At 47.5% G+C, this 19,286-nt stretch carries 17 protein-coding genes; 8 read left to right on the top strand and 9 right to left on the bottom strand.

Annotation, left to right across the window (positions count from 1 at the left end; genetic code table 11):
* Position 1: 1 nt before the first annotated feature.
* Together AM1_RS02770 and AM1_RS02780 are read right to left on the bottom strand one after the other, a co-directional pair.
* On the bottom strand, positions 2 to 1,774 hold the full coding sequence (locus tag AM1_RS02770) for a S8 family peptidase (protein WP_012161275.1): 1,773 nt from the start codon (positions 1,772 to 1,774) through the stop codon (positions 2 to 4).
* 200 nt (positions 1,775 to 1,974) lie between these two features.
* Positions 1,975 to 2,895, bottom strand: a complete 921-nt coding sequence (locus AM1_RS02780; protein WP_012161277.1) for a LysR family transcriptional regulator — start codon at positions 2,893 to 2,895, stop codon at positions 1,975 to 1,977.
* Positions 2,896 to 3,033: 138 nt separating this feature from the next.
* Between AM1_RS02780 and AM1_RS02785 the strand changes: the two genes are divergently transcribed.
* From AM1_RS02785 to AM1_RS02795, 3 genes are all read left to right on the top strand, one after another.
* Positions 3,034 to 3,741, top strand: a complete 708-nt coding sequence (locus AM1_RS02785) for a pirin family protein (protein WP_012161278.1) — start codon at positions 3,034 to 3,036, stop codon at positions 3,739 to 3,741.
* A gap of 361 nt (positions 3,742 to 4,102) precedes the next feature.
* Positions 4,103 to 4,651 (top strand): heme NO-binding domain-containing protein, encoded by a 549-nt coding sequence (locus AM1_RS02790; RefSeq protein WP_010471011.1) that lies wholly within the window; start codon positions 4,103 to 4,105, stop codon positions 4,649 to 4,651.
* Complete coding sequence (locus tag AM1_RS02795) at positions 4,623 to 6,584, top strand: ATP-binding protein (protein WP_012161279.1); 1,962 nt, start codon at positions 4,623 to 4,625, stop codon at positions 6,582 to 6,584. Before AM1_RS02790 ends, AM1_RS02795 begins: the two co-directional genes overlap by 29 nt.
* Positions 6,585 to 6,643: 59 nt before the next feature.
* On the opposite strand, the gene AM1_RS02800 is transcribed toward AM1_RS02795, so the two are convergent.
* On the bottom strand, positions 6,644 to 7,045 hold the full coding sequence (locus tag AM1_RS02800; protein WP_012161280.1) for a universal stress protein: 402 nt from the start codon (positions 7,043 to 7,045) through the stop codon (positions 6,644 to 6,646).
* Between the two features lie 185 nt (positions 7,046 to 7,230).
* Between AM1_RS02800 and AM1_RS02805 the strand changes: the two genes are divergently transcribed.
* Positions 7,231 to 8,436 carry a phosphoglycerate kinase gene (locus AM1_RS02805; RefSeq protein WP_012161281.1) on the top strand — a complete coding sequence of 402 codons (1,206 nt, stop codon included), beginning with the start codon at positions 7,231 to 7,233 and terminating at the stop codon, positions 8,434 to 8,436.
* A gap of 98 nt (positions 8,437 to 8,534) precedes the next feature.
* Here the strand turns inward: AM1_RS02805 and AM1_RS02810 are convergent, their stop codons facing one another.
* The 5 genes from AM1_RS02810 to hisS all read right to left on the bottom strand — a co-directional run bounded on the left by AM1_RS02810 (position 8,535) and on the right by hisS (position 12,803).
* A complete protein-coding gene (locus AM1_RS02810; protein WP_012161282.1) occupies positions 8,535 to 9,752 on the bottom strand; it encodes an IS4 family transposase in 1,218 nt (405 codons plus the stop codon).
* Positions 9,749 to 9,946, bottom strand: coding sequence for an IS4/Tn5 family transposase DNA-binding protein (locus AM1_RS02815; RefSeq protein WP_012161283.1), 198 nt, complete (start codon positions 9,944 to 9,946; stop codon positions 9,749 to 9,751). The genes AM1_RS02810 and AM1_RS02815 overlap by 4 nt, the downstream gene beginning before the upstream one ends.
* A 115-nt stretch (positions 9,947 to 10,061) precedes the next feature.
* Positions 10,062 to 10,292, bottom strand: a complete 231-nt coding sequence (locus tag AM1_RS02820; protein WP_012161284.1) for a hypothetical protein — start codon at positions 10,290 to 10,292, stop codon at positions 10,062 to 10,064.
* Between the two features lie 22 nt (positions 10,293 to 10,314).
* Entirely contained in the window at positions 10,315 to 11,394 is a 1,080-nt protein-coding gene (locus AM1_RS02825) for a hypothetical protein (protein ID WP_012161285.1), read from the bottom strand.
* Between the two features lie 116 nt (positions 11,395 to 11,510).
* Positions 11,511 to 12,803 carry a histidine--tRNA ligase gene (gene hisS / locus AM1_RS02830; protein WP_012161286.1) on the bottom strand — a complete coding sequence of 431 codons (1,293 nt, stop codon included), beginning with the start codon at positions 12,801 to 12,803 and terminating at the stop codon, positions 11,511 to 11,513.
* Between the two features lie 211 nt (positions 12,804 to 13,014).
* On the opposite strand from hisS, the gene AM1_RS02835 reads away from it, so the two are divergent.
* On the top strand, positions 13,015 to 13,302 hold the full coding sequence (locus AM1_RS02835; RefSeq protein WP_012161287.1) for a DUF2470 domain-containing protein: 288 nt from the start codon (positions 13,015 to 13,017) through the stop codon (positions 13,300 to 13,302).
* A gap of 21 nt (positions 13,303 to 13,323) precedes the next feature.
* On the opposite strand, the gene AM1_RS02840 is transcribed toward AM1_RS02835, so the two are convergent.
* The gene (locus AM1_RS02840; protein ID WP_012161288.1) at positions 13,324 to 14,682 is read right to left on the bottom strand and encodes a hypothetical protein; all 1,359 of its coding nucleotides are present in this window, start codon (positions 14,680 to 14,682) and stop codon (positions 13,324 to 13,326) included.
* Between the two features lie 111 nt (positions 14,683 to 14,793).
* Between AM1_RS02840 and AM1_RS02845 the strand changes: the two genes are divergently transcribed.
* The 3 genes from AM1_RS02845 (at position 14,794) to AM1_RS02855 (ending at position 19,274) form a co-directional block, all read left to right on the top strand.
* A complete protein-coding gene (locus AM1_RS02845; RefSeq protein WP_041658851.1) occupies positions 14,794 to 16,407 on the top strand; it encodes a hypothetical protein in 1,614 nt (537 codons plus the stop codon).
* A gap of 192 nt (positions 16,408 to 16,599) precedes the next feature.
* Entirely contained in the window at positions 16,600 to 18,054 is a 1,455-nt protein-coding gene (locus AM1_RS02850; RefSeq protein ID WP_012161290.1) for an efflux RND transporter periplasmic adaptor subunit, read from the top strand.
* A 2-nt stretch (positions 18,055 to 18,056) separates the two neighbouring features.
* Positions 18,057 to 19,274, top strand: a complete 1,218-nt coding sequence (locus AM1_RS02855) for an ABC transporter permease (protein WP_012161291.1) — start codon at positions 18,057 to 18,059, stop codon at positions 19,272 to 19,274.
* The last annotated feature ends 12 nt before the right edge of the window (positions 19,275 to 19,286 follow it).

Here is a 19,286-nt window from a genome sequence, read left to right on the forward strand (position 1 = left end):
TTTATGCGGAACGAGTGGCGGATTTAGATGCTAAATAAATTAACGCTAAACAGAGCAAAGCATTGATTGCTAAAAAGCCCTGGGCAACAGCGGTGCTGCCTAACCAGACGACTTGGGGCGCTATAAATGCACTCACCCCTAAACAGGCCGTAATTCCCACTGAACCGCCAAGGGCCAACCACTTGAGTTGAGGATGGCTTAGGAAGAGGACAATCAGAGCTAAAGCTGCAAAAACGTTAGCCGTTAAGGGGTTTAATGCATTGGTGCCCTGAATTGCACTGCCCAATTCGGGTAAGGAGCTTCCCAAAACGCGCAAGGGCCAATGGGGGAGATCCACCAGATGAAAGCAGCGGAGGATAAATAAGCCGGTGCTACCGAAAACCAGCCCTAACCCCATCGGCCAATTCCAAGGTAAGCGGAATAGGGAGGCGAGCACAGCTGCAACCGCTAGCATAATAAACTTATTGACCCAATTGACTGCTCTGGAGTCGAACCAGAAGCGGGGTCCTAAGAATAAGCCATTCCGCAGCCACCCCATAAAGCCGTTGAATCCAAAACTTTTTTGAGCGGCTAAGCTGACGGCTTTACTGGCGTCTAATTTACCCGTACCAAAGTAATTGGAGGCATCATCTTTGACCGCAGCAGCAGACTGTTTGAGAACCTGTTCGACTTGATCTGGGTTTTGGACCCCAATGGATCGAATTAAGGACGCAACGCCCGCCACATGAGGGGCCGCCATGCTGGTTCCTTGGAAGGCGGCAAAGATGGAAGAGCCATCTCGAGGGTTGATGGTATTTTGCAAAATACCCCCCAAGCTATTGTTGCCTTTAAGGGAGCCCCCAGGGGCTGAAATATCGACCCCAGCCCCATAATTAGAGTAAGGTGCTTTTTGGCCTTCCGCATCTAGAGCAGAAACGCCAATGACATGGGGGTAGCGGGCCGGAAATTCTACAGCACTTCTGGCCGCATTACCCGCAGCGGCCACAATCACTACCCCTTTTTGATGGGCATATTCAATGGCTTCTCGCATCAGTTCACTTTCGCCCCCCCCGCCCAGGCTCATATTGATGATGTCGGCTCCGTTGTCTGCTGCAAAGCGAATAGATTCTGCAATATCTGCGACAGTCCCGGATCCGCCTCGACTTAAAACCTTTAGTGGCATCAGTTGGGCTTCATAGGCGATACCTGCGACGCCAAAATTATTATTGGTGGATTGAGCGATGGTGCCCGCCACATGGGTGCCATGGCCATGATCATCAGTGGCCTTGACCCGATCGTTGACAAAGTCATAGCCAGGGACAAGGCGAGTCCGTTTCAAATCAGCCACGGGAGCAATACCGGTATCAATCACGGCAACGGTTGTACCTCGCCCCCGACTTGCTTGCCAGGCTGCCTCCATGTTGATGCTTTTGAGATTCCACTGCTTATCAAACTCTGGATCGTTAGGACTGAACGATGCTTGATAGATGTAGTTGGGCTCAACAAATTCAGTAAATTCACTAATGCCGGATTCTCTAACCGCTTTGAGGAGCTGCTCATCTCCCTTAGCAATGAAAACATGATCCTGTAAGGAAAACTCACTGTTATAGGCCAATTTAGTTTGGAATTGTTCTGATAAGTTATTGACCTGCTGTTCAATCTCTGCCGTGGAGAGAGAGTCTTTGAAATCAAACACGAGGGAGTCATATTGTCCTTGAGCAGACAGCCCTTGGAAGTTTGCGATCGCCCAACTGAAACCAGCCATAAATAATAGCAACAGCAGCCATTTTTTCATATCAAATCCTTAGCAAATAAGTTGCTTGTATAACGAACGGTCCAGAGGGTTCAATAGGGTCCGGGCCTAGGAGTAGATTGGATGACTGGGTGCTAGTCAGTGGGGTGAGAATTAGGACTTCTGTTAAGGGGCTGATTAAAAACGAAGTCAGATCAAAAAACGGTATTTCAGCGATTTTGAGACAGGTTCGTTCTCCCATCTTAATTCTTGTCTGTCTCTTCGGCCAGTTGTGGATCTTGGCCAAGGTGTGTTTGTAAGAACGCTGTAAACAACTGCACCTTGGCAGAAAGATGTTTACTCACGGGATAAAGGATATGAACTGCGATTCCAGGACTGTCATAATTTGATAAAACCACCTGCAATCGCTCACCTTTCAAATCTTCTCCTACAAGAAAAATCGGTAACAGCGCAATCCCTAATCCCTTGAGAGTTGCCTGTCGTAGCACTTCTCCATTATTTGAACAGATAGCACCTTGGACTTGAATCCGATGGATTTGATCAGGCCCTTTGAGTTGCCAATGATGGAGTGGCTCCGAGTAGCCATAGTGCAAGCAAGAATGGTGCTTGAGTTGATCAGGATGCCTAGGAATACCATGTTGCTCAAGATAATCAGGGGCAGCACATAGCACTCTGGGGGCAGGACAAAGGGTGTGAACGATTAAGCTACTAGCTATCGGTTGTGCAGAAATACGAATACTAATATCGAACCCCTCTTCGATCGGATCAATAAATCGATCATTTAAAACCAATTCCACCTTTAATTCTGAATGCTGAGTTAAGAAATCAGGCAGGAGCGGAGCTAAGTATTCTGTGCCAAAAGACATGGGGGCGTTGATTCGCAGGATTCCTTTGGGCTGGGTTTGGTATTGGGTAATGGATTCTTCTGCTTCTGCCACGTCTGCCAGAATGGCTTGACAACGCTCATAAAAAGCTAGACCGGTTTTTGTGGGGACTACTTTGCGCGTCGTGCGTTGTAAAAGTTGCACCCCTAAGCTGTCCTCTAGGTTAATCACCAATTTATTGACTTGCGATCGCGACAGTCCCATTTTCCGGGAGGCTGCTGCAAATCCCCCTGCATCAACCACTTGGGTGAAGGCATACATACTGTCGAATTTATCCATCTTATTGTCGTAAATAAAGAGACAATATGTCACTAAAATATCATATTGTCATTTATAAAGAGTTAGTTGATGATAGATATATCACCGAACTGAAAGAAGTGAATTGTCCTTCCTTTAGGTAAAGAGAGGTCGACTTAAATGATTGATATTCGTCGAGGCCGAGAAAGAGGAACTGCAGACTTAGATTGGCTCAAGAGCTATCACACGTTTTCCTTCGGTCAGTACTACGATCCTCGCCATATGAACTTTGGACCCTTGCGGGTGATTAATGAAGATGTCATCCAGCCAGGCCAAGGATTTGGAACCCATGGTCATAAGAATATGGAAATTATTACCTATGTGCTAGAGGGGGCTTTAGAGCATAGGGATAGTTTGGGCAATGGCTCAATCATTAAACCTGGCGATGTTCAGAGAATGACCGCTGGCACAGGAATTCAGCATAGTGAGTATAATCCCTCCCTCTCTGATCCGGTACACCTATTGCAAATTTGGATAGTTCCTGATGCCGAGGATTTAGAGCCTGGATATGAACAAGTTCGCTTATCAGCAGATCAGCCATTCAATCACCTGTACCTGATAGGGGCTAAAAAGAGTCGGCAGGGTGCAGTCACTATTCATCAACAAGTGGATTTATATGCGGCCCAGCTCAGCCGGCAAGGTACTGTTGTCCATCCGATGCCTGTCCAACGGAAAGCTTGGTTACACGTTGCCAAAGGTGCGATTCAGTTGAATGGGAAGCATGATCTAATAGCGGGAGATGCTGCTGCTATATCAAATAGCCATGAGATTACAGTTCATGGACAGTCTGAAAGTGCTGAAATCATATTATTCGATATGGTGACCTAGATTGCCAAGAGGTGCTTGTCATCCTGGGTAAGGTGCTCCATTCAAATATGTATATGACGCTTTACTAAATTCGATCAAAATGTGGCTAGAGAAATAACTGATGTCCTTTCATTTTTTAGCGATAAAGATTTATTTGCTAGAGTACTCAACCTGTTTCCACAGCTAAGTTAAGAACATTTGCTTATCTATTCCCAACTCAAAAAAATGCAATAGTCAAAATAAAATCAGAAGGATTTCCTGAATAAAACCTATTGTTTTGGACCGAATTTTTGGTTCTTGATTATATTAGAGGGAATAGTTGTAGGCAAATCTCTTCTATAAGATTAATTTGCCGAGAAATAAATGAGTGGGGGGATGCTGTATGTATGGCTTAGTGAATAAAGCCATTCAAGAAATGGTTTGTGACCATTTTGGTGAGGATGCTTGGAAAGCGATCAGAGAACTTTCCGAAACTAAATCTGAAAATTTTATTAGCTTGGAGAGCTATCCTGACGACTTGACCCATCGTTTGGTCAAGTCTGCCAGTCAAGTGCTGGGAATTTCTGCAGCCGAGATCATGGAAGATTTTGGGAAATATTGGGTAAAGTTTACTGGACAAGAAGGGTATGGCGAAATGATGGACCTGGCTGGTGATGATTTGCCAGAGTTTTTGGGAAATCTCGATGACTTACATAGCCGTCTAGGGGTAATTTTCCCAAAAATGCAACCGCCTTCCTTTCAATGTAGTGATCAGGAGAAACAGACCTTAAACCTGCATTACTATTCCCATCGAAAAGGAATGGCTCCGATGGTATCTGGATTGGTGGAAGGGCTAGGGGAGCGATTTGACACAGCAGTAGAAGTAACCCAAGTCCAAGATCGAGAGCAGGGAGCTGATCACGATGTGTTCTCAGTCACCTATCAGCCCTAGTCATCAGACTCTTTTCTTTCGGCATAGTTTACCGCCAGGGCAATTTGCCACTGCCTTCCCATTCCATTTCGTTCTCAATTCAGATTTAGAGATTATTCAAGCTGGAGACTCTCTTCAGCATTTACTCCCTAAAATCTGTGGGAGTCAGTTTGAACAGCAATTTGCGATTCAAAGACCCCCTTTGTCACCAGATTTTGCTAGTCTCAGCGAGCCTTGCCGTTCGTTGTTGATTTTAGATTGCCTTGCTATAAATATGCAGTTGCAAGGGCAGATGGTGTATGTTGTCGAGACTAATTTAATTTTCTTCCTCGGCTCTCTCTGGGTAACAGAAATCCATGAGCTTAAACCTCTGGGGTTACGGCTTAACCATTTTGCTGTTCATGATCGGGTCTCAGATTTTCTGTTTCTTTTACAGGCCAAAAATACAGCTTTAAATGAAGCCCATAAGTTGGCGGATGAACGGGCTCAAAAATTAGTGGCTGCTAAGGAGATGGCTGAAAGTGCGAATTTAGCTAAAAGCACCTTTCTTGCCAATATGAGTCATGAATTGCGAACACCTCTAAATGCAATTTTAGGCTTTTCGCAACTATTGAGTCGGGATTCAACATTGACGGCGGCTCATCTTCATAAGCTAAGCATCATCAATAATAGTGGTGAACATCTCCTGGCTCTTCTCAACGACATTTTAGAAATGTCGAAAATTGAGGCTGGTCAAATTACTCTAGATCCCACCAATTTCAACCTTCATCACTTTTTGGAAGGCCTATATAATTTGTTCCAGCAGAAGGTTTTTTCCAAGAAAATTAATTTAAAGTTTCAATATTCTAAAACGGTTCCCCAATATATTCAAGCTGATATCAAAAAGCTTCGTCAAGTACTAATTAATTTACTAGGGAATGCAATTAAATTTACTAATGAAGGGCAAGTTTATCTGAAAGTAGCCAGTCGTATTTATCTCGATGATGCTTACTCTGTAAACCTTCAGGAGCCGACTTGTTTATTAACCTTCTCAGTAGAGGATACGGGGCCTGGTGTCTCGGAAGAGGATCAAGAGAAGATTTTTCATCCTTTTTACCAAACTGAGTATGGCAAACAGTCCCATCAGGGGGTTCATGGGACAGGCTTAGGACTGTCAATTAGTCGTCAATTTGTCAATTTAATGGGGGGAGAACTATCCATATCGAGTCAACTGAATAAGGGAGCGACTTTTTCTTTTTCAATTCCCGTTAAAGTAAGTACTGCCAGTGCATTGGTACCCACCCTCGAACAGCGTATTCTTCAGGTTCACCCTCATCAACCGATTTTTCGGATCTTGGTAGTGGAAGATCATGCAGATAATCGATGTTTGTTAGTCACATTACTGGCCACCATTGGCTTTTTGGTGAAATCTGCACAAAACGGCCAAGAAGCTTTGGAAATTTGCCAAGAGTGGCATCCCCATTTAATTTGGATGGATATTAAGATGCCTTTAATGGATGGCCTGGAGGCGACTCAACGGATTAGAGCAATGCCTCAGATCCCACAACCAGTGATTATTGCTTTAACGGCTAATGCCTTCGATGAAGATAAAGAACGAGCCCTGACGTGTGGCTGTGATGATTTTCTCCATAAACCCTGTAATGAGACGATTATCTTGGAGAAAATGACGCAGCATTTAGGGGTGAAGTATTTATATGAAGAATTGACTCCTCCGTTGACCCATTGCGACTCTTTGTCCCTACCTAAACGGAATGATCTTAAGGCTCAATTGCAGGAAGTGATGTCTGAATCATGGCTGAACCATTTGCAGAGTAAGGCCATTAATTTAGATACGGATGGAATTTTTGACTTGCTAGAAGACATCTCACCTGAATATGAGCATTTAAAAAACCTTTTGGCCTCCCTGGCCAATAATTATCGATGTGATGTAATCCTGGAATTGACTCAGCAATAATCGAGACAGGGCATCTGAGATGGTGTTGTGTGGCCATTCTTAGAGAAGGACGCCTTCACCTAAGGAATAACCATGACAGGGCAAGGGGCTAAATTAATCACTCGATTACTGACGCTTTCTGCGGCCCCTTCTTCAGTAAGGCCAACGCCTCGGCAACCCATAACAATTAGATCTGCATTAATTTCATCGGCATAATCACAAATGCAAAAGGCCGGTCTGCCTTCCAGCTTCGTGATTTCAGCGGCAATCCCCCAATCTGAAAAAGCAATTTTTGCATTTTGGAGGAGTTGGTCAATCGCTTGGTTGTCAGGGGTGCTGTTTTCGGGAGTGTTCTCAGCATCTGATTGTACTGACAGGATGATGAGTTTGCTATCGCAAAATTTCACGATTTCGGCTACCTTCTCAGCAGCATCTTGAGAAGCTCGACTTTGATCAATTGGAAACAAAATCGTCTTAAACATGAAGCTCAACTCCAGGGTACGGACTCCGGTAAAATATTCACGGCACGGTATCAGTTCACATTAACAACCAACCCGACCGACGAGTTTGGGTATAGATTTATCCCAACCATCATCATGCCAATACCCCATGCGCTCTGCTATGGGGGGTAATAAAACGCAATAGACGCATTTAGGAGATTTTTACTGTGTCCAAGAAAACAATAGCCAATTTAACATCGGCAGATTTATCTGGTAAGCGAGTTTTGGTGCGTGCCGATTTCAATGTGCCCTTAGATGGCGACGGCAAAATTACAGATGATACCCGCATTCGAGCTGCTCTCCCCACGATTCAAGACCTAACGTCTAAAGGTGCTAAGGTCATTCTTGCGAGCCACTTTGGACGTCCTAAGGGACAAGTCAATGAGTCCATGCGCCTAACACCCGTTGCTGCACGTTTGTCTGAATTGCTGGGTCAAGCGGTCACCAAATGTGATGACTGTATTGGAGATGAGGTGGCGGCAAAAGTCGGCGCATTACAGAATGGACAAGTTGCCCTTCTGGAAAATGTACGTTTCCATTCGGGTGAAGAGGCTAATGACCCTGAGTTTGCCCGCCAGCTAGCTTCAGTGGCTGACCTGTATGTCAATGATGCTTTTGGTACTGCCCACCGAGCCCATGCTTCTACTGAAGGAGTCACGCATCACCTGAGCCCTTCTGTGGCGGGTTATTTAATTGAGAAAGAACTGAAGTATCTACAGGCTGCTATTGAGGGCCCTCAGCGTCCTTTGGCCGCTATCGTGGGTGGTTCAAAAGTCTCCAGCAAAATTGGTGTGATTGAAACCTTGTTAGACAAGGTAGACAAGCTACTGATTGGTGGCGGTATGATTTTCACTTTCTATAAAGCTCGTGGTTTAGCTGTGGGTAAGTCTTTAGTTGAAGAAGACAAGCTAGATTTAGCTCGTACTCTAGAGGCTAAGGCTAAAGAGAAGGGAGTCGCTCTGTTATTGCCTAGTGATGTTGTGGTTGCAGATAACTTTGCTGCTGATGCCAATGCTCAGACTGTGAGCATCAATAATATTCCTGATGGCTGGATGGGCTTGGATATTGGTCCCAACTCTGTGAAAGAGTTTCAGGCTGCCCTTTCTGATTGCAAAACTGTGATTTGGAATGGACCGATGGGTGTGTTTGAATTCGATAAATTTGCAGCAGGAACTGATGCGGTTGCCCATAGCTTGGCTGCAATTACCGAGACAGGTGCTGACACCATTATTGGTGGAGGTGACTCGGTTGCGGCAGTTGAAAAAGTGGGTGTGGCTGAAAAAATGAGCCATATTTCTACCGGAGGTGGTGCAAGTCTAGAGCTTTTGGAAGGTAAAGTCTTACCTGGAATTGCGGCCCTTGATGAAGCTTAAGACAGTCATCTAAAGCTATAAAACATAGCGAGAAAGGGGGGCTCAAACGAGCCCCCCTTTCTTGTCAAAAACTAGGTCAATGAATCTGACTTTTCCCGCTAAGTCTCCTGGGTCGCTAACTGCCAGCCCTCGACTAGGAGATTTAACTTAGCCCATCCTTTCCAAAGCACTTGAATCCCCATCGGTGTGTTGCGACGATGCTCCAGATATCCTCCAAGTCGTGCAACTGCTTTCACTGCCCATGCAACCGTGAGGTTTTTGGGAACCTTCGATGTCTTCGCTCTGAGAACTTTAATCTGTAAAGGTGTGACGACATCTTGAGCAGGCCGTTGAGGGGATGTGCGTTCTAAGTAGGTCCAGCGTAACAGTTCTACAGCAGTGACACACAGGAATCCTAATAAGGTTTTCATCCCCTCAGCAGCCAAACGATACCGCTCCACCTGAGTCCCCGATTTGAGAATTTTGTGATATTCCTCCACTCTCCACCTGTACGTGTACCAGCGCAAAATGGTCTGAGCCATTTCCATAGTGGTGACTGCTTCACTCGTGAGCAACATCCATGACACTGGGTCTTCATCCTCTGGGGGATCTACTTCTGTGGCATAGACGGCGTATACCTGGAGGGGATGACTATCAGCTAGACGGGTAGGTCGCTGCAGTTGGACGAGACAACAGCGCACCACTAGCTTGGCTGTACGTGCACTCCGGTCTTTCGTTTTGGGTAAGTCAATTTCATACTCGAATTGAATACTTTGGGCTTCCAGTTTTTTCCACAGTCGATTGGGGTCTTGCTCAAGCCGACGATTATGTGAGGCTCTAACCACAACCCCTGTGTTGTTGAGGTGATTGAGCCGCTCAAACACTTCGGCAATATCTCCTTCTCGGTCAAACACATGAATGGAACGAGTAGAAGGACTCACTATCTTTTCTACGGCTTGCATCGCTTCGACCCACCGATAGGATGCCTTTTGTTCAAAGGGTCGGTTCCGAGAAGTTTGTCGCGCCTTTGCCTGACGCTTCTTCTTTTGTCGAGGGGTTTCCTTTTTCGGAGGCTGGGGTCGATGCTGACGATTCCATACCTTTTGCCATAGCAACCCCAATGGTTGGCCTTGCTCGGGGTCAACAGCTAAGGCACTGTGGAGCAATAAGCCATTCCCCCCATTGCCTTGAGGACCATAGCCTTGACGCTTCTTCTTGATGCCTCCGTAGTCTAAAAAGCTCGTATCACCCACGCACAAGGTAATCTCTTCCTCGGTGATGGCATGGGCAGTTGCATGGCAATGAGGAGTAATGATTTGAGAGAAGTTGGTTTTCACATTAGCGAAAACTCATAAGAGCGTTTGAGATCTGTTGCAGTCTTGAAAATGCTCAACAGGGCTTGGCCGAAGTTTGCACTAATCGCTTGACCAATTTTGAGAGCTCGATGGGTCAAGCGCTGATGGTCTACGACCGACCTTCGGTCATCGTTGAATTGACACTCAGCAAAATTCTTCTTCCACCATGTCTGCATCCTAATCATCTCCAAACTCAGGATTTGGTCATCGTAGCTGAATGGAGAACAATTCCCTACAATCGCAATGGGGAAAGCGCTCTAGAATTTACCGTGAAAAGTCAGGTCAATGAATTTATTGGGGAGTAAGGGTGTTTTCAGAGGCTACAGGTTCTATTTGGGAAATTTTGGAAGAGCGTGATTTTGGCATCCAAGGTAAGCCTGCTAGGGTCGACTCGTTGGATAGAATCGACAGCATTGCCCCCCCTAATAAGAGGATTGGGAATGGCAAGGTCAGGTGGTGGAGCCACTCTAGTCCTCTTGCTAAGGCTAAGAGGGTAAGAAAACTAATGAGCCAAATACGCATATTCAGTCCTTATTTTTGGTCTTTAGGATGCCCCTTCTGAGGCAATGGGGACCAAGGCTTTACTGTTGGATTGTGTTTCTTTCTCAGGTGTGATAGAGGTACCGTTGTTGGGATTTACGGTTTTCTGTGTGGATAGTTGAGTCAATGTTGCTAAAAATCGCTCCTGTAATTCGAGCGCCCCAAAGTCGACATCAATCGCTTCACCGTAGGTATCGAGTTTGCTCCAGTGAAGGCGCCCTAAAGCAACGGATAGTTCTGAATAAGACAGATCTTTCCACTGGTTAAGGTGCGGGAATTCAGGAAGTTGGGGGATAGGAATATTATCTGTTTCTGGCGTGAAGAGTTCAGGAGGGAGAATCAGGCCCGGTGAAATCTGCAGACGGATCGGGGTGATATCGTGAGGAATCTCCGGTAGTTGCGGGACAGTGGATTCTGGGCGGCTGTCCTGGGAGGGCTGTCCTTCTGGGTTGTTTGCAGCCCTGGCTGGCTCGTAGATATTGAAAAGAGTGGGAGATATGGAGGATGTTTCCTCAGGTTCTTGCCCTGGGATGGGTATGCTTTCTTCGAGGTTGAATTCTTCTTCAGGGATGGAGATGCTCTCTTCGGGCGGGGCAATGTTATTCCAAGCCGTTTTTGCCCTTATATTGGCAGCTTGCAAGGGTGCCAATAGGTCTGCTTGTTGTCCATTAGACTCTTGACAAGCCATGGAATGACTGAGGAATTCCCAATCTTGGTCTAGATCAGTTTCTTGTTCAAGGACTTGGAGTTGTACACAATGGCGATCGATCTCTGAGTTGGCAAGTTGCTCGTCTTCGTTGGCTGCGCAGCTAATGATCCAACGACCATGTTGAAGGAAGGTGGGGGGTAGGACTTCGATGCGGCCTTGGGAATCGGTGTGGAAGAGTTGATGTTGGACGACTTCTTGCCACAACCCATCTTCCACGTACTGATGATGGATATGGACTTGAATGGGGCAGTCTGCCTCACTGGTTTGAGCGATCAGTTGATATCTGCCGACTAATATTTCAACACTGAGAGATTCAAGGGGGAGCCACGCAAAATCTCCCTCTTTTTGAATCAGAAATTCTATGTCCACTGTCATCGTTATTTACGTCCTACTCCACACAGCCACAGTTCAGAGATCCATATTTTCTGGGTGTTGTTAAGGGATTCCAACATGCAGCACAGTCTAACTGATCTTGTTCAGAAATGGGAGCTTTAGGTGGAGGAATTCCCTTTGGCTGCGGTCAGTTTACTTTGGAGTTGGGACGTGAGGTTTCTGAGATCGGCCTGAGCTATGGATTCTTGTTCGCCAGAGGCTAGCCATTTGAGTTGCACGGTGCGATCGCAAGCTTCTGTATCGCCCAAAATTAAGCAGGCTAAAGCCCCGCTCCGATTGGCTCGTTTGAGCTGTTTGCCAAACGCACTCCCACTCAAATCCATCTCCACGGAAAAGCCGTTTTCCCTCAAATTTTGGCAAATTAGCAAGGCTTGAGCTTCTGCTTCTGGTCCCCGAGCCACGCAGTAAAAATCTAAAGATTGATTTAAGGTGATCTCAGCATTTTGCAGGAGCAGAATTAGTCGCTCCATCCCGATTGCCCACCCCACTGCAGGGGTTTCGGGGCCCCCCAGTTCAGAAACGAGGCGATCGTAGCGTCCTCCGCCACAGACGGTGGCTTGATTCCCTAATCCCTCCAACTCAAACTCAAAGGCGGTGTGGGTGTAGTAATCTAGACCTCTAACTAGGCAAGGATTGAGCTTATAGGCAATATCTAGATCCGTGAGAAGTTGCTGAACACGGTCAAAATGCTGTTTGGAGTCAGTGCCCAAGTAATCCAAGATGTTGGGGGCAGACTGGGCTATTTCTTTTGTTTTTGGATCCTTGCTATCTAAGATGCGCAGAGGATTACGCTGGAGGCGATCCTGGGAGTCAGGGTCTAGGTCGTCTTTGTACTGACTAAGGTAAGTGACTAAAGCCTCACGGTATTTCTGTCGATCTTCAGCCGTGCCGAGGGAGTTGAGAGATAAGGTCCAATCAGGAACGCCTAACGATTTAAGGAGTTGGGAGGCGATAGCAATAACTTCTGCATCAGCACGTGGATCTTGGCTACCCAGCGCTTCTACTCCGATTTGGTGAAATTGGCGTTGCCGTCCTGCTCCGGGTCTTTCATAGCGAAACATGGGTCCGATATACCACAGACGCTGAACGCCTCCCTGGGCATGAAGTTTGTTCTCGATAAATGAACGGACAGCGCCAGCCGTCCCTTCTGGACGCAGGGTAATCGAACGATCGCCTCGATCTTGGAAAGTGTACATTTCCTTGCCGACGACGTCTGTGGCTTCACCGATACCCCGTTCAAATAAATTAGTTTGCTCAAAGATGGGGGTCCGCAGCTCTCGGTATGCCGCCTGATGGAGAAGCTGACGGGCTGTGGCTTCGACATACTGCCAATAGATCACCTCATCTGGCAGAATGTCCCGTGTCCCTCGTGAAACTTGAATAAATCCCATGAAAAAAATATCCTTATGGCCTTAACCCCGGTGCCTATTATCTCCGATTGGCTCAGTTCTGCCTCAGATTTATTTGAGGTTGAAAAGGAATCAGCGTTGTACCTAATATTTAATAGGTGCAAGATAAGATGAACTTGACCAAGGCAATGGCTTGAAAGAGTTACACTAAGCCCTTGGTTATTGCACCTATTAATTTTGGCAAATAAATCCTATGGCTGACACCATTACCCCTGAAATTAGCGATCGCATCTGCAAACACATGAACGATGATCATGCCGATGCTGTTTTACTCTATGCCAAAGCCTATGGCAAGGTCACCGAGGCCGAAGCCGCCCAGATGCTAAAAGTTGATCCAGAAGGGATGGACTTGTCCGTAAATGCAGGAGACCAAGACTCTACCATTCGGATTGTCTTTGATCATGTGCTGCAAGATTCCGAAGATGCCCATCAAACAATGATTGCCATGGTGAAGGCAGCCCGTACCCAAATGGCCTCATAAACCGAGGGGCCGCAAGGGACTTTAGGTCGCGATTCTCTGGCTGCCGGGTCGTCGTAGACGTTTCCGATTGATCTTCTGGACAGCTAAACCAGATAGTCCACCGGCGGCAAGGGCAAAAACAGGATTGATCATGGCATTCACAAGGCAATCTAGCCCATACATAATCAAGGCCACCGACAGGGCAGCGACGGGAGCAGCCGCGGGGTGAGTCCAGTTGGAGACAGGAATTCGCCTGGCTAACATCAGGATGGGCAATACTAAGGCCGTCATTAAGCTCACTAATCCAACTAAGCCATGATTGCCAAAGGCGATGATCCATAGGCTATCGGTTACGGAGATATCTTGACCCTGGTCATTATAAATTCGTGCTCTGCCCCACCCTCCCCAGCCAAAGATGGGTCTAATCCGGGCTTTGGCCGACAGAATTTGTTCGTTCTCCAGTCGAAAGTTGAGGGATGCCGCTCTCTCAGGTCCGGTGATTTGGCTTGCCGTGGCAACGAGCTGCCGGGTATAGGTGGGTGTTAACGACCCCGTTGAACTGATGGCTAAATATCCCGCCATTAGTAGAGCGAGTAGCCAAATGGCAATACTAGATCGAGACCAAGTAACGGCAAATAGGAGAATAAGGCTGATGAGTAACAGAGCATAGGCCCCGGTAGACCGCAGGAGAATAAAGGTTACTCCGAGGGCCAATACGCACCAAATCATGGGAATATCCCCTAAGCGAGTCAGGGTGCCAGCGCGCCATAGCCAGATGGCCATTAAAGTCGCGCTCATCATCCAAACCCCCAGCATTAGTCCATGCTCCATAAAGACCGTGGGTCTAAATCCCCCCAAACGAAAGGTCTGTTCGAAAGAATGGGCATGGTAGCCGTAAATCCATCGGTGGAGTTGGGGACTTAGCCGGATCTCCAGCAAACAAAGGGGAACGTACAGGATGCCGCCGATAATAATGCCAGTTGCCAACTGCCTGAGCCCGCTTAAATTCCCTAGGTACAGTCGCCCCAAGAAATAGGGAAATCCCCAGGTAACGGTTTGGCCTAAGGCTTGGGCGAGTCCGTCGTATAGTCCTAAATCATTGGTTAAAGACGAGGCGATGGGACAGAGGCACCAGACCACCATGGGAATATCTATCCAGCTGAACTTGAAGAGCTGGAACCGCTTGGCATCGAAGATAAATGTTGCCAGTAAGATGCCATAGCAAGTTGCCGACATTTTAGTGAGATCGGGCAGCCCCACCAAGGGAAAACTGGCCTGGGGAAGAAATAACCAGGCACCAATAAAGCTGATGACCAAAGCCCGTTGCACCGGAAGCTGGCTGAATAGATAAAGGACCAAAGGAATCCAACCAAACATCACGAGATAAACAATAAAGTTCATAAGCCGGGTCAGGGTGAGATCGCTAAGCTAGAAGTTGAAATTAACAGCAGAATAATGGATTAGATATTGCGAGTTCAACGGAATATTGATGTCATTGGAGTGAGGTGAAACGTGCCTCGACGACGCAATCCTTTTCGGAATCTCAGGGAGTGGTTTTTAGTCCTACTCTTTATCGCGATGTTTGCGTTATGTGTGGTCGGGTTTAATCAGCCGCCCTCTCCTACTATCCAGGCTACCCAGCCGGTCTCTAATCCACAACTCGGGATGAATTTAGGGGAGGTGGTGAGTTACACCAGTCAATGGCCGTTTGTGGATGCTTTTAAGCTATCGCGCCCTTGGTTCTCGGGGCGGGAAGGGGCTGGTTTTGATCAGGGAGGCCCCCTGAAGCTCACTCCTGAGGGCTGGATTGCAGCCCTAGAACCCAAGCAGTTTGCGGAGACCGTGATCTTTGACAATGGCAAAGGTCATTACCCGGCGGGGAAATACACCCTGCTGTATGACGGAGAGGGAGAGATTAGCTTTAACTATGGTAGTGCCACCATTGCGAGTCAGCAGCCTGGACGGATGGTATTGGACGTAACGCCGATGGAGACGGGGATTTGGTTGAAAATTAATCGAACAAATCCCCAAAATCCCATTCGGAATATTCGCTTGATTTTACCTGGATTTGAATATGCCTATCAGCAACGTCTTTTTCATCCATTGTTTCTAGAGCGGCTGCAGCCCTTCAAAACCTTGCGGTTTATGGATTGGATGGAAACGAATGGCTCTGACATTCAAGAGTGGCAGGATCGGCCTCAAGTGTCGGATGTGACCCAAGCGGCTGGCAAGGGAGTGGCTTTAGAGTACATGATCGATCTGGCCAATACTCTACAAGCCAATCCTTGGTTTACCTTGCCCCATCAGGCCTCGGATGATTATGTTCGTCAATTCGCGACGATGGTACGCGATCGGTTAGACCCTCGGCTCAAGGTGTACGTGGAGTACTCTAACGAGGTGTGGAACACCGCCCCCGACTTTAATCAATATCAGTATGCTCAATCCAAAGGATTGGAATTAAAGCTTGCAGAAGACCCCTATCAAGCTAGCTTACGCTTCTACTCCCAAAGATCTGTTGAGATTTTCAAACTTTGGGAATCGGTATTTGGCAGCCGCGATCGCCTAGTGAGAGTATTAGCATCCCAGTATGTCAACCCCTGGACCGCTGAGCAGGTGCTGACTTGGAAAGATGCCTATAAATCCGCAGATGCCTATGCTATTGCGCCTTACTTCAGTGGGGAATGGGATTATCTGGAGAATTTACCCCGATTACTCAAGAGTTCTGAAGCCGAAATTTGGCAACAGATGGAGGCAGAAATTAAGTCCTATGGGCCGTTTCTGCGGGAGCACTATAGCCGTATTCGAGACGAGTTTGGGTTGGATTTGATTGCCTATGAGGGAGGACAGCATTTAACCAGTGCTGCATTTAGCGAAGAACATGAGCAGAAGATTACTCAACTGTTTACCTCCCTTAACCGTCACCCCCGCATGGCCACTCTGTATAAGCAGTATCTCCAGCAATGGCAGGAGTCCGGTGGAGGATTGCTCTGTCATTTTGTAGATGTTTCGCCCTATACCCGTTTTGGCAGTTGGGGAGCGCTGGAATACCAAAACCAACCATTAGAAACTGCCCCAAAATATCAGGCATTAGTGGACTTTATGGCGCAAGGTTCAGCTCAACAATGATGAAGCTGACTTTTCACCTATTGGAGGCATCGTTCAACTTTAACCAGAGATCCGTCTAGGTTGGGGGAAGGCCGGGAACCCTGTAGGGAAGGCTTATCGTCTTTATGTCTAAGGGCTGAATTTTAGAACTAAAACGACAAGCGAGTGAGATCCTCGCTAGAATGAGAAAAGGTTACGAAATATTAAGCAATCGTGTACATCAATCTTCCGGTCGTTGGTAAGGTCAAGAAACCTAAGGTATGGGTGGTTGGCCTGGTAAGTACCGTTGTCCTGTTGGGGGCAGTTGGGGCAAGGTCTTTTGTCAATCGGTCTTCGGATAAGCCAACCCTAGAAGACTTGACGGTGGAGGTTGAGTCAAAAGATGTCACCCTCCGGATTGGGGCTAGCGGGACGATTACGCCCGCTAAAAGTGTCAACTTAAGTCCCAAGCAAGCAGGCGTTTTGGCCAAGCTGTTGGTGGAGCAAGGGGACGAGGTTGAAAAAGGGCAGGTCATTGCCCGCATGGATACTCGTGATTTAGAAGGTCAGTTAATTCAAGCGAATGCGTCGGTGGCCCAGGCAAAGGCTCGGCTGTCGGAGTTGCAGGCCGGTAACCGCCCAGAGGAAATTCAACAGGCCAGGGCTCGTTTGGTCCGAGCGGAGGCCCAGCTCGCCCAAATTGCTGGGGGCAATCAACTGGAAACCATTACCCAGGTGCAAAGCCAAGTGGAGTCGGCGAAAGCTCGTCTGAGATTAGCTTTGACTCGCCTGAATAGTTTTGAACAGCTCTACAAAGCAGGGGCAGAAACCCGCGATCGCAGGGACGAAGCCAAAGCAGAAGCGGATACCGCCCGAGCCAACTTAAGAGAGGTGCAAAAGCGCCTGCAAATCTTACGGCAAGGGTCTCAACCGGCAGAGGTTCTAAGGGCTAAAGCCGATGTGGCGGAAGCCCGCCAAGCCTACCAGCTGATGCAGAAAGGCAGTCGCCCAGAAGCAATTCTGCAAGCAAAAGCGGCAGTAGCTGAGGCTCAGGGCCGTCAGCAGGTGGTGATGACCCAGGTCAACGATACGATTATTCGCGCCCCCTTTGCAGGCATCATTACCCAAAAATTTGCGACGGAAGGGGCCTTTGTAACGCCTACAACGACTGCATCGAGTACCTCTTCGGCCACTTCGACGTCTATCGTGGCCTTAGCCCAAAAGCTAGAGGTGTTAGCCACGGTGCCTGAAATTGATATTGGTCAGATCCGACCCGGTCAGTCTGTTGAAATTCGGGCAGATGCGTTCCCCGATCAGGTTTTTAAGGGGCGCGTTCGGTTGGTGTCACCAGAAGCGATTGAAGAGCAAAATGTCACCTCCTTTCAGGTCAGGGTAAATATTACCTCTGGGCAAGACAAGCTGCGATCAGGGATGAATTCAGATCTCACCTTCTTGGGGGATACCGTTGCCGACAGCATGGTGCTACCCACCGGTTTGATTGCCACAAAAGATGGAAAAACGGGGGTCTATATCCCTGATGAAGATGGCAAGCCTAAGTTTCAGCCAGTAACGACTGGGTCATCGATCAAGAATCAAACCCAGATTCTAGAGGGTGTAACCCCCGGTCAAAAAGTTTTTGAAACGTTTCCAGAAGGTCAAAAGCCCGAAGATTTAAAAGAGGAAGAGTAACCGTGGATATCCTCGAAAGCGTAAAAATGGCTTCAGCGACGCTAGTCGCCAACCGCCTGCGCAGTAGTTTGACGATGTTAGGGATGATTATTGGCAATGCTTCTGTTATTGCCATGATCGCCGTGGGGCAAGGGGCCCAAAAGTATGCTTCCGGTCAGTTTGAGTCCCTAGGACCCAACATTCTATTTATCGTTCCGGGAACTGATAAAGCCCGCCGACAGACCTTTGAAGTGCCCAAGACCTTGGTTTGGGCGGATGCTAAAGCAATTAAAGAAGCGGTATCTGCAGTTCAATCTGTTATTCCTCAACTTCAGAATCAGTTGACCACTGTTTACCAAGGGGCGAATACAACGGCCTTGGTGATGGGCACAACGGATGAATATCCAATTGTGCGGAACCATGATGTGGCTAAAGGTCGATTTCTTAGCCCGCAAGATATCCAGCGAGGCAATTTGGTGGCTGTATTAGGCACTGATCTGGCTAAGCGCTTGGTGGGGTCTGAAAATCCAATTGGTAAGCGAATTCGGATTAAAAACCTCAATTTTGAAGTCGTTGGATTAATGGAGGAAAAGGGGTCTTTCCTTGGGAGTAGCCAAGATGATGTGATTTTTATTCCCATTTCAACGATGGCGAATCGGGTGGTGGGATCTACATCTCCCTTTGGTACTGAGCTAACGTTTATCTCGGTCTCTGCTAAAGATGAAGCCAGTATTCCCTCAGCAGAGTTTCAGATCCGTAATCTGTTGCGGATCCGCCACAAAATTATTGACGAAGATGATTTCACGATTCGGACTCAAAAGCAGGCGTTGGAAATTATCGGCAATATCAGCGGTGCTTTGACGGTTATGTTGGCTGCAATTGCGAGTATTTCTCTGCTGGTAGGTGGTATTGGCATTATGAATATCATGCTGGTGTCCGTGACGGAGCGGATTCAGGAAATTGGCCTCCGCAAAGCCATTGGAGCCTCACAATCCGATATTTTGGTCCAATTTATGATCGAAGCGATTATTTTGTCTGCCGTAGGCGGCATGATTGGCACCTTCGTTGGCGTGGGTGGCACGGTGATGGTCAGCAGCCTCACACCTTTGGAAACAGGTATTTCCGTTCCGGCTGTAATGTTGGCTGTGGGGGTCTCAGGGGGAATTGGTCTGTTTTTTGGAGTCGTTCCGGCCCGACGGGCGGCTCAACTGGATCCAATTGTGGCTCTGCGCAGTGCTTAAGGGAAGAATAAG

This window comes from Acaryochloris marina MBIC11017, from assembly GCF_000018105.1.
GTDB lineage: Bacteria > Cyanobacteriota > Cyanobacteriia > Thermosynechococcales > Thermosynechococcaceae > Acaryochloris > Acaryochloris marina.

What these genes read in the sequence shown, in the direction of transcription:
- AM1_RS02800 (WP_012161280.1), bottom strand. Translation starts at nt 7,045, where the DNA reads ATGTTTAAGACGATTTTGTTTCCAATTGATCAAAGTCGAGCTTCTCAA.
- AM1_RS02820 (WP_012161284.1), bottom strand. Translation starts at nt 10,292, where the DNA reads ATGCGTATTTGGCTCATTAGTTTTCTTACCCTCTTAGCCTTAGCAAGA.
- AM1_RS02790 (WP_010471011.1), top strand. Translation starts at nt 4,103, where the DNA reads ATGTATGGCTTAGTGAATAAAGCCATTCAAGAAATGGTTTGTGACCAT.
- AM1_RS02785 (WP_012161278.1), top strand. Translation starts at nt 3,034, where the DNA reads ATGATTGATATTCGTCGAGGCCGAGAAAGAGGAACTGCAGACTTAGAT.
- AM1_RS02795 (WP_012161279.1), top strand. Translation starts at nt 4,623, where the DNA reads ATGTGTTCTCAGTCACCTATCAGCCCTAGTCATCAGACTCTTTTCTTT.
- AM1_RS02825 (WP_012161285.1), bottom strand. Translation starts at nt 11,394, where the DNA reads ATGACAGTGGACATAGAATTTCTGATTCAAAAAGAGGGAGATTTTGCG.
- AM1_RS02815 (WP_012161283.1), bottom strand. Translation starts at nt 9,946, where the DNA reads ATGCAGACATGGTGGAAGAAGAATTTTGCTGAGTGTCAATTCAACGAT.
- AM1_RS02835 (WP_012161287.1), top strand. Translation starts at nt 13,015, where the DNA reads ATGGCTGACACCATTACCCCTGAAATTAGCGATCGCATCTGCAAACAC.
- hisS (WP_012161286.1), bottom strand. Translation starts at nt 12,803, where the DNA reads ATGGGATTTATTCAAGTTTCACGAGGGACACGGGACATTCTGCCAGAT.
- AM1_RS02780 (WP_012161277.1), bottom strand. Translation starts at nt 2,895, where the DNA reads ATGGATAAATTCGACAGTATGTATGCCTTCACCCAAGTGGTTGATGCA.
- AM1_RS02770 (WP_012161275.1), bottom strand. Translation starts at nt 1,774, where the DNA reads ATGAAAAAATGGCTGCTGTTGCTATTATTTATGGCTGGTTTCAGTTGG.
- AM1_RS02840 (WP_012161288.1), bottom strand. Translation starts at nt 14,682, where the DNA reads ATGAACTTTATTGTTTATCTCGTGATGTTTGGTTGGATTCCTTTGGTC.